This window comes from Salinicoccus sesuvii (assembly GCF_042648145.1).
GTDB lineage: Bacteria > Bacillota > Bacilli > Staphylococcales > Salinicoccaceae > Salinicoccus > Salinicoccus sesuvii.
In genome coordinates this window covers 66,696-82,433 of record NZ_JBHRWV010000001.1, presented here as the reverse complement: position 1 = coordinate 82,433, position 15,738 = coordinate 66,696, and the positions used below count along the sequence as shown (strand labels likewise).

Sequence of the window (15,738 nt, the reverse complement as noted above, 5' to 3'; positions counted from 1 at the left end):
TCTGTGCTAATAATCATAATCGATTATGTTGCACGCCGCAACTTGTTTGTCCGATTATTTTAACTTCCCAATACGTTCGAGCGCTTTATCTTTGCCGATTAAAGAAATAGCATCCGGAAGTTCAGGGCCCCGTGTCTGTCCAGTGACTGCAACGCGTATTGGCATGAAAAGTTTCTTGCCTTTATAACCAGTCGACTTTTGTACATCCTTTATGGCCGATTTAATCGCAGCAGGTGAGAAGTCCTCGAGTGCCTCAAAACGATCGTACAGTGCAGCCATCAACTCAGGAATATGCGCTTCGGCGATTACCGCATTCGCTGCTTCATCGAATTCAATTTCTTCTTTGAAGAACTGTTCGGAGAGTGTAGTGATCTCTCCAGCAAAGCTCATCTGCTCCTGATACAGTGCAACAAGTTTGCGTGCCCATTCCAATTCCTCATCTGAAGCGTTCTCTTCGATAAGTCCTTCTTTGACAAGGTGTGGCAATGCCATTTGGAATACCGTTTCTGAGTCTTTTTCCTTCATATATTGATTATTGATCCATGTCAGTTTTTGTTTATCGAAGAATGCTGGAGATTTTGAAAGCCTCCGCTCATCAAACAGATCGATGAACGCCTGCTTTGAGAAGATCTCCTCTTCACCTTCAGGTGTCCAGCCGAGTAGTGCAATGAAGTTGAACAGGGCTTCCGGTAAATAACCGAGATCCTTGTACTGTTCAATGAACTGTATAATCGCTCCATCACGCTTTGACAACTTCTTCTTGTCTTCATTGACGATGAGGGTCATATGACCGAACTTCGGCTCTTCCCAACCCATCGCTTCATAAATCATCTGCTGTTTTGGTGTGTTGGAGATATGATCATCACCACGTAGAACGTGCGAAATTTCCATCTCGTGATCATCGATGGCCACTGCAAAGTTGTAAGTTGGCACACCGTCTCTTTTGACGATGACCCAGTCTCCGATGCCATTAGAATCAAAAGACACTTCGCCTTTCACGATATCATCAAACGTATAGGTAACATCCTTTGGTACACGGAAGCGTATGCTAGGCTCCCTGCCCTCAGCAGCGAATGCCTCCTCTTGTTCAGCTGTCAGATTCGCATGCTGCCCACTATATTTCGGCGCCTCTCCACGGGCGATCTGTGCTTCACGCTCCGCTTCAAGTTCCTCTGATGTCATATAGCAGCGATATGCCTTTCCTTCTTCTAGAAGCTTATCAATTACAGGTTGATAGATGTGTTGACGTTCAGATTGGCGATACGGACCGTACCCCCCATCCTTGTCCACACTCTCGTCCCACTCGAGGCCAAGCCACTTCAAATAGTGGAGTTGCGATTCCTCGCCTGTCTCCACATTTCTCGCGCTATCTGTATCTTCGATGCGGATGATGAAATCCCCATCATAGCGACGGGCAAAGAGATAGTTGAACAATGCAGATCTCGCATTGCCGATATGCAAGTAGCCAGTCGGGCTTGGCGCATATCTTACTCGTACTTTATCCATTATGATTCCTCCACTTTTTCAATTAGAACTACCGCTTCAGAAGCAATTCCTTCGCCTCTGCCGGTGAATCCAAGCTTTTCAGTTGTTGTTGCTTTAATATTAACATTTGAGATATCCGTCTTCAAAATGGATGCCGCAACTTCACGCATGTCATCAATATACGGTCGGAACTTGGGGCGCTCTGCCATAATGACAGCATCTATATTGCCAAGCTCATACCCTTTTTCATGCATCATTGCTACGACTTCCTGAAGCAATACTTTGGAATCCATATCCTTGAAGGCTGCGTCAGTATCCGGGAAGAATTTGCCGATGTCACCGAGCGCCAGTGCCCCAAGAAGGGCATCCGCCATTGTGTGGAGGAGGACGTCTGCATCGGAATGTCCTTTAAGCCCACGATCGTGCGGTATTTCGATGCCGCCGATGACCAGCGGGCGACCTGCTTCAAATGCATGGACATCAAACCCGTGACCAATCCTAGACATGCTGGTCCGCCCCTTTCTTAATAATGGACTCCGCCATGATCAAATCTTCCATCGTCGTGATCTTTATATTGTCGTAGTTGGAAGACACCACATGTACTTCTTTGCCAAGCGCTTCTACCATACTGGAATCATCTGTTACCTTGAGCTCATTTCTTTCAGCCGCTCCGTAAGCTTCCATAATCAGATCGTAGGAGAATGCTTGTGGCGTATGCACAACGAAGAGCTTCTCACGGGGGACCGTCTCCGATACTTTACCGTCTTCCACTTTCTTAATTGTATCTATAACATTGACACCGCAGATGACGGCGCCTTTGTGTATGACATTCTGATACAGTTCAAATAGTATATCCTGGGAGACGAAAGGACGCGCACCATCATGGATCAGCACATGATCACACGGCGGTATCTGTTTGAGCACATTATAGATGCTATCTTGACGCTCTTTACCGCCTTCATATATACCTTTGACCTTAGGAGAATCTGCGAACAGATGCCTCATGCTTTCAAGTTCGTCCCTGCGTGCAGCAAGATATATCGCATCGCAGCTGCCATCTTTTTCAAACTGTCTGACTGTCATCTGTATAATTGCGATATCATTGATCTGTATGAAGATCTTGTTATAGTCGTAGCCCATTCTCTTGCCAAGGCCCGCTGCTGGTATCACCGCTACATATCCCATATTTAACTCACTTTCTTCGAGAAAATTATTCTTCCAGAGTTCGTCTGGAGCACGCTTGTCACTTCCACTTTTATTGTCTGGTTGATGTACTTTTTACCATCGTCCACTACCACCATAGTCCCGTCTTCAAGATAGCCGACACCCTGGCCTTCTTCTTTACCCACTTTGGAGACAAGTATAGTTATTCTATCCCCCTGCAGTACAACGAGTTTAATGGCATCTGAGAGTTCATTCACATTGAGCACTTTTATCTGATGCAGCTGGCAGACGCGGTTAAGGTTGAAATCTGTCGTGATGATGTCACCATTCTCTTTCTTCGCAAGGTCAATCAGCTGATGATCTACATCTAGTTTATCATACTCGACCTGACGGATTTCCGTCTGGTCACTGATCTCCTGTAGCTGACTCAGCATATCCAGACCGCGTTGACCTTTATCCCGTTTGATCGGGTCTGTAGAGTCCGCGACAAGCTGAAGTTCATCTAGTACAAATTGGGGAATGACAAGTCGCCCCTCGATGAATCCTGTCTTCATTATGTCAACTATTCTACCATCTATGATCGCACTTGTGTCGAGAAACTTAGCTGAAGGTTCTAGCGCCTCAGGCACTTCCTTGCCTTTATTGCGTACGGGCAAAAGATCCATAATCTCCCCGAGTTTACTGATACCAATCCTAAAGCCAAGATAACCGAGCACTACAGCGAGCACGAACGGTATGATATCACCAATTATCGGTAAAGCAATAGTATTTATTATCAAAGAAATTAAAACAGCAATCAATAGACCGATAATCATACCGAGTGTCGCCAGTGAAATCTCAAGTAGACTTCTGTTCAACAGCAGGCGTTCACTACTTTTTATCCATCGTTCAACGTAGTGGATGGTCCAAGAGAATAAAATGTATACCAGAACCATGCCGAGTATTGCGTTGACGATATTGTTGTTGAGCCATGCTGGTGGGTCAAAAGGTAGCACCTGGTATATGCCAGGTAGCAACCAGATTCCGCCGGATAGGCCAAGCAACAGATAACACGTATAGAGTAAATATCGCAGCATATCGTCCCTCCTAGTCTTTGCTGAACGCTACTTTTAATGCTTGGCTGAGGGTTTTAACCCCAACTATTTCTATTCCGTCGACAGGTTCCATCTTAGCGTTGTTCGAGGCGGGTATAAACGCCCTTTTGAATCCGAGCTTCGATGCTTCCTGCACACGCTGCTCAATTCTTGTCACCCGTCGGATCTCACCGGTCAGACCAACTTCTCCAATGAAACAATCGGTGCCTCTGACGGATCCCGACTTGAAACTTGAAGCGATACTCACAATGATACTCAGATCGACAGCAGGCTCATCAAGCCGCACACCCCCCGCAACCTTCACGTAGGCATCATGCTGCTGCATGAGCAAACCTTCGCTTTTCTCTAGCACCGCCATGAGGAGCGATAGACGGTTATGGTCGATACCCGTGGCCATTCTTCTCGGATTGTGGAAATGCGTCGGCGTTACGAGTGACTGGACTTCTACAAGCATGGCACGCGTCCCTTCCATCGTAGCAACAATTGCAGACCCTGGACTATTCTTCGAGCGCTCCTCAAGAAAAATTTCGGATGGGTTTAACACTTCTTTTAGACCAGTATTCTTCATCTCAAATATTCCCATCTCGTTGGTTGAACCAAAGCGATTCTTCACTGCTCGCAGTACCCTGTGGGTGTGATGTTGTTCCCCTTCGAAGTAAAGAACCGTATCCACCATATGCTCAAGCAAACGGGGACCGGCAATTTGCCCTTCCTTAGTGACATGCCCGACGATGAAGGTCGCGATCTGCTGGCCTTTAGCTATGTTCATAATACTCTGCGTGCTCTCTCTTACTTGCGCGACACTACCGGGTGCACTTGTAACATCGGGGTGGAAAATGGTCTGTATTGAATCGATAATGAGGAAGTCCGGCTCAAGCCGCTTCACTTCGTCATGGATATAGAACAAGTTGGTCTCAGCTAGCACGTTCAGCTCCTCGCTGGACTCTTCAAGACGATCCGCTCGAAGCTTGATCTGCTCCACTGATTCTTCCCCGGAAACATAGAGCACTTTGGCGTTCTCCGCCAAAATCAGTGCTGTCTGCAACAGTATCGTCGATTTACCGATACCCGGGTCGCCTCCAATAAGGATGAGTGAACCCGGAACAATGCCGCCACCGAGCACCCTGTCGAATTCCTGTATCTTCGTCTTTGTCCTCGGTGTATGCTGCTCCTTGACTCTACTTAGCTTCTCACTTTTACTTTTCTTACCATTATCCACCTTGCCAAGTGTCCCTTTGACCTTGGTTTCCTTATGAATTATCTTTTCTTCCATGCTATTCCAAGCTCCGCAATTCGGACACTTGCCCATCCATTTCGGTGACTCGTAACCGCATGATAGACATTCGAAAATATTTTTCGCTTTTGCCATCAAACAGGCCTCCATAAATATAATTATTACTATTATATATTTTCTGGAAGAAAATATATAGTTATAGCTTCTATTCTGGGGATAGCGCAAAAAACAAGGCTGCCTAAAGCAGCCTTGTCCAGTGTAGTGGGTCATATTTAATTTTTCAACAATTCGTCTTGTTTCTTTCTGAGTTCCCAGATGAGTGAGGATTCCCCACCCTTAACGTCTGCGTAGGTGATAACTTCTCCTTGTTTTACATCCCGTTGCAGTACAAGATTGCTGTTCACAAGCCCAATAGGTAATGCATCTTGTGCTTTGGCCTCCTCATACTTGTAGACTTGACCGTAGACCGTGTAGCCACCGATACCATCGAGATGATCTCCCTGTTTGAGGTCCGTTTTGGCAACTGTCACTGTTTCAGCAACCATTCCCTTATAAGGCGCAATGGTCGGTGTACCGCTCAGATATGCTTTCGCAATGGATAGCGGGGTCTCAAGGCTCGTCAGGTGATACGGTCGATAGAGGACATAATTTGGTCCAGGCCCCATGCTCAAGTACTTGAGCTCCGCATTCACTTCTTCCTTGTCAGAAGCGATGATGATGAAGACACCTGGAGCGACACCGTTGATGTACTCAACAATATATTTGTTCTGCACCTTGCCACCGTCTGCCTCGAGTTTGAATATTTCAGGCAGATCTTTCACCCCACCGGAAAATCCGTGCATCCCTGGAATATCTGGAACATATCCGGTTGCATTAGCAACAGCATTCATTTCGACCATGGTCTTCGTACCGTCTTGGAAAGAAGCGATCATTTTCGGGCTGGATCCCTTCTCTTTTGCCACTTCCTTGACGCTATCCGGGTTGGCTGCCAAATTCAAAGGATTGTTTTTACCTTTTCCTAAAGCAACGACATCAAATCCGAGTGCATCGGCAAAGTCGTAGAGTTCCATGATGGCACCTGGCTCATCTCCTGCAGAACCTGTATAGATGACACCATTCTCCTCAGCCAGTTGATAGAGGTAGTAACCGATAGTAATGTCAGCTTCCACATTTAGCATGACGATGTGTTTTTTGTTTTCAATTGCACTGATGGCAACTGATGCACCTACTTCAGGCACGCCTGTCGCATCGACCACTACATCTACACCATCCAATCCACTCATGAGACTGGCATCTGTCAACGCAACGCTTTTCCCTTCGGAGATGGCCTGATCGGCCTCTTCCTTGTTCTCAGCTGCAACGATGTCAGAGGCTTCAATGCCAGCATGTTTATAGGCTGATGTAATGCTCTCAAGATTGATATCCGCTGTTGCCACGACCTTCATACCTTGCATCGAAGCAATTTGAGAAATCATTCCTCTTCCCATCTGGCCTGCTCCGACCAGACCGACTCCAATGTACTTTCCACTCTCTTGCAATTTCTTTAACTCTCTATTTACTCCTAACATGACATCCTCCTTGATTAACTGTTTTTAATGACAATTTCCTGGCCTTCCTGAAGTTCAGGAATCTCCTTCTTTTCAAGACAGACAGTGCCCGGGAGATCGGAATGGCTTTCCCCGTTAAAATTGAAGGTCGCATGTCCAAGGTCTCGCAAAGTTTCGTTGGCGACATCTCCCACAAAGAGGATTTCAAACGATGTATCACCCAAATGCATATAATCTCCGGCAGCCACTGGTTCAGCGACGCCTGAACCGTTGTGGATGACCGCAATATCTTTCAATTCTTGTGGGGCAGTTTCATTAAAGAGGATAAGCATGTCGCCTTCCTTCATCATCTCCCACTCTTTTCCAAGCTCGACGATCGTTGATCTTAGTTTTTCCATGCAATTCGACACTCCTTGATTCCTAATAGATTGTAAAACTCAATGCAAATGCAATCAGTACGGCGACGGGACCAGTAATGACCCGCGAGAACAGGACTGCCGGCACACCGACTTCGATTGTTTCAGGCTCTGCTTCACCAAGTGTCAATCCAACCGGGACAAAGTCTGCACCGACTTGAGGGTTGATGGCAAACAGTGCCGGCAGGGCCATTTCCGGAGGAATGTTTCCTTTACCGATTTCAACACCGATCAAGACACCGACCACTTGCGCAATAACGGCCCCAGGACCAAGTACAGGAGATAAAACCGGCAGAGAAATGATAATCGAGAGAATCAGTAGCCCGCCTATGTTACCAGCAAGTGGTGTAACAAGGTTGGCAATGACATCACCAATGCCTGTGAAGGTGATGATACCAATCAGCATGGAAACGAAAGCCATGAATGGTAGGATATTTTTAATGACCTGATCGATTGTTTCACGGCCAGCTTGATAGAAGACGCTGACTACGCCTCCCATGACGCGGCCAATTTTTTCAATAAAGTTTGCTTTTTTCGGTTCTTTATAATTTTGTGCAACCTTTTGTCTGGCTTCTGTTTTCAGTTCTTGCGCAGTTTTCTTGCCAGCAATTGGTGCATCAGGCAACTCTTCTTGTGCACGGGACTCACCGTCCAGCACTTCGATGTTATGGTTTTTAACACCCGAGACGAAATTATGTTCTTTGATAAACTGCATAAGTGGCCCTGAAGGTCCTGTGCCATGGACATTGATGGTCATAACGTCGTTTTTCGGATATATACCACACCGCGCTGTGCCACCACAGTCGATGACAACACATGCCATTTCATCGTAATCTACTTTTGTGCTGAAAGCGTCGACGGCAGTTGCTCCCGTCTCATCTGCAATATGTTGCGCCAAAGGATGAATGCCGCCGCCAGTCACTGATGCAACGTAAGGTTTATCGTCACTTGGCGTAATGGTGAGGGGACCTCCCCAGCCTCCTGACCCTTTTGAAATTCTGACTGTTCTATACATATGGTAGACCCCCTATTCTTCGTCTAAATATCCTTGTTTTTTCATCATTCTTACTGTAATCATCTCTGTGACGACACCTCTGATCAGGATGACGATCAGTCCAGTCACGAAGTACATGATGGCAAGCGGCCCAAGCGACAGACCCAAGGTCGTCAACCCAGCAGAGATACCCAGGTATACAAAGAGCTCGGCCGGGTTCGCATGTGGAAACAGTCCAGTAATTGGATGAACGAAGGATACCGCTGAATCATAGTATGCCGGTTTCTGCTTTTCAGGCAGGAATCGCCCGAACGTATAGGCCATCGGATTTGTCAGAAAGAATACTGCGAGCAATGGAAACAGCGTATATCTGAAAATAAAGTATTTGGTAAGCTTCTGGGCAAATAGTGCGACCCGTTCTTCTCCAACGAATTTGACTACAGCGTTCACCGCAGTAATCAGAACGATTAAAAGCGGGATGATTCCGGTAACCATACCGATAAACGTTTCTCCGCCAGCTTCGAACATGCCGATGAAACCTTCAGCAATTCTTACAATAAAATCCATGGTCATAACCTACTTCCTGTCATTTTTTCTCTACTTCTATTTTTTCAACTGCCTTGGACAGTGCTTGCTGTGTTTGAGGGTCTGTATTAAAAGCAAGTAATGAAGAAAGATTCTCACCGATTACTTCGGAGTATCTCTCAAATCTTGAGAATACCGTTACACCACTCATTTTTTTAGCATCCACTACAACGTCGTGCTCATCACTTACAAGCACCGTAACAACACCTTTTCCAAACCGTTTCTTACTGACACCAACACCTAGATACCCTGAACCTCTTCGACTCATCTCACTGATGGTGCTGTAATAGTTCTTCATCTGGAAATGTGTCATTACAAATTGCATCACCCATAGTGCTACAAAAACCGCACCGATGAAGATCCATGTCTGCATCCCGACCGCCTCCTTTTACAATCGTTCTCTCTTAGAACTTATGTAAATAATAAAGCGCTTCCAAGTGAATGTCAATAGATTTCTGAAAATTATTAAAAAAATAAATTGCTACTAAGAAGTATTAAATTCTCTTCTTTAAGTAGCAATCTAGTTTATAGAAATATATTCAATTACCCCGTTTTTCCGCCTAACCTTGACCATCCAAGTGTGACTTTATTTGCTGAAAGGCCTCCTTCTCACCAATTGTCGTCATAAAAGGGACACCGTCCACTATAGGTATGTCCGTTTCAAGTACATTCTGTCCTAAAATTACAATCACTTCGGGGGCGGTTTCTTTGAGATTGACTTTGTAAACGTTAGAGGCTAAGACTTCCGCTTCTATGTTGTCAGTACGACAATAGTTTCTGATCTTATCCGCCACTGTATTCATCTTGTTTTCCGACGTACTTGTTGCGACTAAAATAGTATTCATTGCAACATCTCCCTACTTTTCAAATGTGTCCTTCCACCGTCCAAAAACAATACTTGTCCTTGTATGTAGTCTGAGGCGTCAGAGCATAGAAAGTTTATTGCTTCCGTTGTGTCTTTTAAAGTCCCCATTCGCCCCACTGGTATGGAACGAAGTAATGCTTCTCTACTTTCTTGTGTGGGGTAGAGCGTATCAATCATAGGTGTTTCAATAACCCGAGGTGCCACTAGGTTGATATGGATACCCTTTTCGCTGTACGCCTGTGCCACTGCACGCATCAGTCCTATAGCACCCCCCTTAGAGGTGGCATAATGAACACCTCCACCTGAGCCCGTGAATGAAGATCCAGAACCTACGATGACGACTTTGCTCTTGGAGCTTTTTAGAAGAAGCGGTATCGCCCCTTTTACGCTATTGAAGAGTCCCAGTAGATTGATATTCATCGTCCGCTCCCACTGCTCAAGATCCAGTTCATCCCAATTTTTCTTCATTGTTATACCGGCTGAACAGATAAGAACATCGATATTTCCGAAATGGTGCGTGATTTCTTGAAAAACTCTTTTTGTCATTTCTTCTGAAGTGACGTCGTGATGAATATAGTGAAGGTTAGAATTGCTTAAATCATCTATCATTTCCATTCCAGCTTTTGAATTCACATCGGTAGCGACCACACGATCTCCTTTGCTTAGACGGTCGACTACAAAATCTCGCCCTATACCAGAAACCCCACCAATCACAACAACATTCTCAGTTTTTCCCTGCATAGTATTCTCCTTTCTATGCGATGAATATCGTGTCATCGACATTAATAATCTGTCCATTGATGTGTTTTGATAAAGGAGACGATAGGAACGTTGTAGTACTGATCAGCGTACTGATACTGGAAGTATTAGCACGCTCGAAATCAAAACGCAGACAATTGACCCTAAAGCCGTTTGGTGACAGTTCTTTATACAGAGCTGTACTCATCGACTCGAGTGCTGAGTTGGTAGCACAGTGACTTGCGTCACCTTGGTCACCCTTCGTTGCATCTACTGCAGAAATATTTAATACGCATTTGATACCGCTTTTGCGCAAGGTTCTATACAGTTTTTTTATAACTACATAGGGGAGTGTTAGATTGATGATTGTATTTTGTTGCCAGTCACCGAGTGATGTATCTTGAATTCCCTTACTCAGTTTGAAGTTATTAGCATTTAGAATCAGGTCTACCTCTTTAACATGGTCAAGTAGAATATTACTTTTATAAATATGCCTGTAGTCATCAAGCGGTATGCTGAAAAGCGAAGTTGTCCCACGAGTAGTGACCGTACTTAACTCAACTTCCTTCGAAAACCCATTTGTATAGAGATGATATATAATCAAATCTTGTCTCGTATAATGATCGAGAAAAGCTTCACTTAATTCACTATTTGTACTCAACAGAAGTACGTTCCTAATTGTTGAATTGTGTGCTTCCAAAATGTGACCCTCCTTCAATATCCAGTTATAACCACTTTCAGGGAGTGTTCGCCCGGATCGTGGGCACTACGAATGGCAGATTCCAGCTCTTCCAATGGAAATTTATGCGTTATCATTGCTTGGGCATTAATCACTTTGTTTTTTATCATTGTTAGTGCTGGCTCATAATCGAGTGGAGTCGAGGAATAGGCGCCGACTACTTTGATTTCATCTTCAAAAAATCTAAAAGCAGGAATCTGAACATCTTCTTTCTTGAAAGGTGCAAACACCAGAATCTGTCCCCCGCGTTTAATCAGATTCATTGCGTCATTCAGTAGCGTGCTTATACCTGCAGATATGATTATCAAGTCGATCCCCTGACCGTTTGTCATCATAAGCAACTCTTTATGGATATCCTGCTTGGATGGGTTAATTGTGTTGGTCGCACCGAACATTAATGCTTTCTCGAGCCGGAAGTCATTGACGTCGCTGACTATAATCTGATTAGCCAACTTATATCTAGCTATTTGAGATTGAATGATACCGATTTGTCCAGCACCCATGATAAGTACATTATCACCAGGCTCGAGGTCTACTTTACTGAACCCGTGCAGACAGCACGCAACAGGCTCTACCAGTGCCCCTTCTTCGTAGCTAACGCCATCGGGTAGTTTGCCCATGGTGCTGTGTATATGCTTATCGGACACAATGATATAGTTTGAAAATCCACCTGGATCCAAGTTTGTGGCCTTGAACTGTGGGCATAATGAGTAGTTATGTTTCCTGCACTGCTCGCAACTATAGCAAGGCACATGATGTGCAACAAAGACCCTGTCCCCGACTTTGAAATCTTTGACTTCCCTACCCGTCCTTTCTATAATGCCTGACACTTCGTGCCCTAGGACTGTGGGAGTCGACACTGTTTGATCAATTGCTTTATGAACATCTGTACCACATACACCGCAGCACATCATCTTAAGTAGAAGTTCTCGGTCCCCAATTTCTACACTCTCTAGCTCCTCCATCCGAAAATCATCCTTGCCATAGTAGACATTCTTTTTCATAAATTACACTCCACATCCTGGCCCTGTTTCACCTCAGCAAGCCCAAGCAGTGTTGCTTTCAACTGTTGTGAATTTGACATGCTACTTGAAATCCAGTATCTTCCTCCAAAAAATCGGTTGGGACCGTCAATTGAGAAATAGAATTTACCGATATAGGCATAGTCCTTTACTCTGACACTTATCACTTGGTTCCATTTATAGCTGTGCTTAACCCAGCCAAATGAGAGGGTTATACCTTCTTCGTTTATAATTACTTTGGCAGGGTTATTTATACCAATAATAGATACGAACAACATGAAAGGCATGGCGATGAGTATCAAGGTATTTAATGGTGCAGAACCGTTAGTGTAGATGTCAAATACACCCCACACTAAGGCGCCTGCCATAAGTAGTATCGGTACTAGAATTGTAAAGAAAAAGTGCGACAGTGAATATCTACAAGACATGCTCATCGGCTCCTTCTGTTAATATTCCAAATCCAACTCGTTAAATATTTTCTTAATATCCTCTTCCATGCCGATACCAGTAAGAAACGATATGGATTGGATAACAGGCGTGCCCCCGACATTTCCAACCGGTGTTGTGGCCACAATCAGATCAAAGTTTGCAGCCTTGGAAGGTGCTTCCGATGCTTTGCACTGATCAACTTGTACGTCGTGTCCTTTACTCTTAAATACTTCTTCTATCTTCTTAGCGACTACAGTAGATGTTGCGATGGCTGTCCCGCAAGCGACCAATATCCTTTTCATTTTTATTCTCCTTTAGATTATAGTTTTGATTTTTTTGATAAGTGAGTTCTACTTGATCAAGTGTTTTGTTTTTGTGATTCGGCCAAGGCGATCTCCTCAGCAAATTGCTTCCTGATATCCTTTCTGACCCAGAACCAGAGCAAAGAATAGATGACTGCGAAAACAATTGCAGTAATGAAGAGTGGGTTGCTTGGGTCTAGAAGGTTTATAAAAATAAACACCAGAATATGAGAACCTACGTCAATACCTGAAATGAGGGTCGCACCATCCGGTATGTCAAATCCTACAGAACGGCCCATAGTCGTCGTCAGTTCAGCAATGTTTGTTGCGATGAAAAATACAATCATCATGACCACTGTGGCGTTGACAATCCCCCTTATAATATTGCCTCTAGAAGCCGCAACAGCCCAAATTACAGTGAAAGGTAGTACTGCGAGATCGGCAAAAGGTAACATTTCATTCCAAGGTAATATAATCGCTAAAAGTATCGTAATTGGCACCATGATGAGTGCGACTGCCATGTTTGCTGGGTTACCGATAACAATTGCTGCATCGAGCCCAATATAGACTTCTTTTCCTGGGAACCTTTTCGTTATATAATCTCTCGCTCCTTCTGAGATAGGAATAAGCCCTTCCATCAGCAAGGCGACCATCCTTGGCAATAGTACAAGTACCGCTGCCATTTGTATGCCTAATGTCAATACGCCTTGGAGATCGTAGTTTCCGAGCACGCCAATCAGCATTCCTAGGACCAAACCCATTACCAAAGGTTCACCGAAAACACCAAATTTCCTGCTTAGAGTTTCTGGATCAGCGTTCCACTTGTTAAATACGGGAATTTTATCTTCCACTTTGTTTAAAGCATAAGTGATCGGTGCAAAGTTTACCGTCTCCGAGTGTGCGAGTGACACACCTTTTAGTCCAAAGTGATGTTCCACTGCAGGTGCAGTCCAGTCGGCAAGTTTTAGTGTGATTGCTGTAATGATAAGACCGATCGCAATGGCCAGAATGGCGTTATCTGTCGCGATATAAGCGATTGAAGTCGAGAAAATCAAATGCCAGAAGTTCCAGATGTCAACGTTCACTGTTTTAGTAAAGTTAATGGCTACTAAAACGACATTGAAAATTATAATGAGTGGAATCATTAATGGGGCGAGTGACGTTCCGAAGGAAATAGCTGCGCCGACTGGCCACCCGACATCCAGTATGCGCAGGTTCAGGCCGAATCTTTCGACCATTGCTGACGCAGCTGGTCCAAGCGCTTCCGAAAGCAATCCGATTACTAGATTGACTCCAACAAAGCCAATCCCTATCGTTATTGCAGCACGAAATGATTTATTGAACCCCTGTCTAAGTAACAATCCAAAAATTAACATCACGATAGGCAACATTACCGAAGGCCCAAGGCCAAGAATAAAATCTACACCACTTTGCAAAGTCTGCATTGAATCACTCTCCATTCATCATTTTTTGTGTACTGTACTCTCTGATGATATTTATCACGGCTTCCTTGTTCTCGGCATGCTTTATCGATTTAAGCAATTCTTCTTTCTGAATCAAGTCCATGATAATCTGGAGTACGCCTATTTGGTTTTCAGGTTTCTTTATTGCTAGCATGAATATAACTTCTACATCCACTGAAATCTCAGGCATACCCATATGTTCAAATACGACTGGATTCTCCAATATGCCGATACTTATCTTTTCATCATTAACATGTTCGTAATCGGTGTGTGGTATTGCTACGCCATAGGATACTGTTTGCAACCCAGTCGCATATTGAATCTCTCTATCAAGCAAAGCTTTGAAGTAGCTTTCTTTCACAACCCCTCTCTCATATAGATTATTAAACATTATTTTCAGTGTTTCCTCCTTGCTTTTTTGCTCATTAATAAAACAGATATATGCTTCGTCAAAGTAAGAATCAAAGTCCACTTTACCCACCTCCTTATTTACACTTGTAATTTAAAGTGACTTTTGTAAAAATGATAGCGCTTACTTTTATCCATGTCAATAAGTTTTTAGAAAAATTAAAAAGTTTAAAATGTAACGATTGTGTTGCATAATTTCACAGAATGTATTACATTATTATCAAATGTTCTATTTAAGAACAGATGTAAAGGGAGGCATATTATGAATTTCCAGGTTCCTGAGAAAGTAACTAATGAGAAACTGCTTGAGCTTTACGAACAGATGTGGCTGATAAGACTATTCGATGAAAAAGTGGATGAATTCTTCGCAAAAGGAAAAATTCATGGCACGACTCACCTTGCTGTCGGTCAGGAAGCATCAGCAGCGGGTGTATGCGCATTGTTGGACGACACAGATAAAATTACAAGTACGCATAGGGGACATGGTCACTGTATTGCCAAAGGCGCAGACGTAAAAAATATGATGGCAGAACTATTTGGCAGAACGACTGGCTACTGTAAGGGAAAAGGCGGATCCATGCATATTGCAGATCTTGAAAAAGGAAATCTTGGCGCGAACGGTATCGTAGGTGGTGGGTTTGCTATTGCCACAGGTGCAGCACTGACGTCAAAGATGCGCAATGAAGGATATGTCGTTACTTGCTTCTTCGGAGATGGCGCTTCCAATGAAGGTAGCTTCCATGAAGCAATCAATTTAGCATCAGTGTGGAAACTGCCCGTCGTCTTCGTATGTGAAAATAACCAGTATGGTATGTCTGGCTCAGTGAACGATATGACTAATATCGAAAATATTGCGGATCGTGCAGCATCCTATGGTATTCCTGGAAAAGTCGTCGACGGCAACAATATTTTCGACGTTATGAATGGGATGGAAGAAGCGGCCGACTACGCTAGAGAGGGCAACGGACCGAGCATTCTTGAATGTAAGACTTATCGCTGGAAAGGACATTCTAAGAGTGACGCCAAGAAGTATAGAACGCGCGATGAGGAACAAGAGTGGCGTGCCAAAGACCCCATCAAAAGGATGCGCGATAATTTAATCGAGCAGGGTATCTTTACCGAAGAAGATGCGGAAAAAATCAAACAAGAGGCAATCCAAAAAATAGAAGATAGCGTCGAATTCGCTCTCAACAGCCCAGAACCGGACGTGTCAACACTACTCGAAGATGTCTATGCTGAATAGGAGGATATGA

19 protein-coding genes are annotated in these 15,738 nt (G+C 44.2%); 1 reads left to right on the top strand and 18 read right to left on the bottom strand.

The window, feature by feature from the left end; genetic code table 11:
• Positions 1–54 precede the first annotated feature (54 nt).
• The 18 genes from gltX to ACFOJ8_RS00415 form a co-directional block, all read right to left on the bottom strand.
• Positions 55–1,509, bottom strand: a complete 1,455-nt coding sequence (gene gltX, locus ACFOJ8_RS00500; RefSeq protein WP_380656951.1) for a glutamate--tRNA ligase — start codon at positions 1,507–1,509, stop codon at positions 55–57.
• The gene (gene ispF, locus ACFOJ8_RS00495; protein WP_380651211.1) at positions 1,506–1,991 is read right to left on the bottom strand and encodes a 2-C-methyl-D-erythritol 2,4-cyclodiphosphate synthase; all 486 of its coding nucleotides are present in this window, start codon (positions 1,989–1,991) and stop codon (positions 1,506–1,508) included. The genes gltX and ispF overlap by 4 nt, the downstream gene beginning before the upstream one ends.
• A complete protein-coding gene (ispD, locus tag ACFOJ8_RS00490) occupies positions 1,984–2,670 on the bottom strand; it encodes a 2-C-methyl-D-erythritol 4-phosphate cytidylyltransferase (RefSeq protein WP_380651208.1) in 687 nt (228 codons plus the stop codon). The genes ispF and ispD overlap by 8 nt, the downstream gene beginning before the upstream one ends.
• 2 nt (positions 2,671–2,672) lie before the next feature.
• A complete protein-coding gene (locus tag ACFOJ8_RS00485) occupies positions 2,673–3,725 on the bottom strand; it encodes a PIN/TRAM domain-containing protein (protein WP_380651205.1) in 1,053 nt (350 codons plus the stop codon).
• Between the two features lie 10 nt (positions 3,726–3,735).
• Positions 3,736–5,112 (bottom strand): DNA repair protein RadA, encoded by a 1,377-nt coding sequence (gene radA, locus ACFOJ8_RS00480; RefSeq protein ID WP_380651203.1) that lies wholly within the window; start codon positions 5,110–5,112, stop codon positions 3,736–3,738.
• A gap of 137 nt (positions 5,113–5,249) precedes the next feature.
• Entirely contained in the window at positions 5,250–6,545 is a 1,296-nt protein-coding gene (locus ACFOJ8_RS00475; RefSeq protein ID WP_380651200.1) for an NAD(P)H-dependent oxidoreductase, read from the bottom strand.
• 14 nt (positions 6,546–6,559) lie between these two features.
• On the bottom strand, positions 6,560–6,922 hold the full coding sequence (locus ACFOJ8_RS00470; protein WP_380651197.1) for a PTS glucitol/sorbitol transporter subunit IIA: 363 nt from the start codon (positions 6,920–6,922) through the stop codon (positions 6,560–6,562).
• 22 nt (positions 6,923–6,944) lie between these two features.
• Positions 6,945–7,955 (bottom strand): PTS glucitol/sorbitol transporter subunit IIB, encoded by a 1,011-nt coding sequence (srlE, locus tag ACFOJ8_RS00465; protein ID WP_380651194.1) that lies wholly within the window; start codon positions 7,953–7,955, stop codon positions 6,945–6,947.
• Positions 7,956–7,967: 12 nt separating this feature from the next.
• Positions 7,968–8,501, bottom strand: a complete 534-nt coding sequence (gene srlA / locus ACFOJ8_RS00460; protein WP_380656948.1) for a PTS glucitol/sorbitol transporter subunit IIC — start codon at positions 8,499–8,501, stop codon at positions 7,968–7,970.
• Positions 8,502–8,520: 19 nt separating this feature from the next.
• Positions 8,521–8,892, bottom strand: a complete 372-nt coding sequence (locus tag ACFOJ8_RS00455) for a transcriptional regulator GutM (protein ID WP_380651191.1) — start codon at positions 8,890–8,892, stop codon at positions 8,521–8,523.
• Positions 8,893–9,079: 187 nt separating this feature from the next.
• Positions 9,080–9,364 carry a hypothetical protein gene (locus tag ACFOJ8_RS00450; RefSeq protein WP_380651188.1) on the bottom strand — a complete coding sequence of 95 codons (285 nt, stop codon included), beginning with the start codon at positions 9,362–9,364 and terminating at the stop codon, positions 9,080–9,082.
• Positions 9,361–10,125: an SDR family NAD(P)-dependent oxidoreductase gene (locus ACFOJ8_RS00445; protein WP_380651185.1), complete on the bottom strand. Its 765-nt coding sequence runs from the start codon at positions 10,123–10,125 to the stop codon at positions 9,361–9,363. The genes ACFOJ8_RS00450 and ACFOJ8_RS00445 overlap by 4 nt, the downstream gene beginning before the upstream one ends.
• 13 nt (positions 10,126–10,138) lie before the next feature.
• Positions 10,139–10,822 (bottom strand): SDR family oxidoreductase, encoded by a 684-nt coding sequence (locus ACFOJ8_RS00440; RefSeq protein ID WP_380651183.1) that lies wholly within the window; start codon positions 10,820–10,822, stop codon positions 10,139–10,141.
• 14 nt (positions 10,823–10,836) lie between these two features.
• Positions 10,837–11,865, bottom strand: coding sequence for an alcohol dehydrogenase catalytic domain-containing protein (locus ACFOJ8_RS00435; protein ID WP_380651181.1), 1,029 nt, complete (start codon positions 11,863–11,865; stop codon positions 10,837–10,839).
• A complete protein-coding gene (locus tag ACFOJ8_RS00430; RefSeq protein ID WP_380651178.1) occupies positions 11,862–12,311 on the bottom strand; it encodes a hypothetical protein in 450 nt (149 codons plus the stop codon). Before ACFOJ8_RS00430 ends, ACFOJ8_RS00435 begins: the two co-directional genes overlap by 4 nt.
• Before the next feature lie 18 nt (positions 12,312–12,329).
• The gene (locus ACFOJ8_RS00425) at positions 12,330–12,614 is read right to left on the bottom strand and encodes a PTS sugar transporter subunit IIB (RefSeq protein WP_380651175.1); all 285 of its coding nucleotides are present in this window, start codon (positions 12,612–12,614) and stop codon (positions 12,330–12,332) included.
• Positions 12,615–12,670: 56 nt separating this feature from the next.
• Entirely contained in the window at positions 12,671–14,059 is a 1,389-nt protein-coding gene (locus tag ACFOJ8_RS00420) for a PTS galactitol transporter subunit IIC (protein ID WP_380651172.1), read from the bottom strand.
• A 4-nt stretch (positions 14,060–14,063) separates the two neighbouring features.
• Positions 14,064–14,549 carry a PTS sugar transporter subunit IIA gene (locus tag ACFOJ8_RS00415; protein WP_380651170.1) on the bottom strand — a complete coding sequence of 162 codons (486 nt, stop codon included), beginning with the start codon at positions 14,547–14,549 and terminating at the stop codon, positions 14,064–14,066.
• A gap of 198 nt (positions 14,550–14,747) precedes the next feature.
• Between ACFOJ8_RS00415 and pdhA the strand changes: the two genes are divergently transcribed.
• Positions 14,748–15,728 (top strand): pyruvate dehydrogenase (acetyl-transferring) E1 component subunit alpha, encoded by a 981-nt coding sequence (gene pdhA / locus ACFOJ8_RS00410; protein WP_380651167.1) that lies wholly within the window; start codon positions 14,748–14,750, stop codon positions 15,726–15,728.
• Positions 15,729–15,738 lie beyond the last annotated feature (10 nt).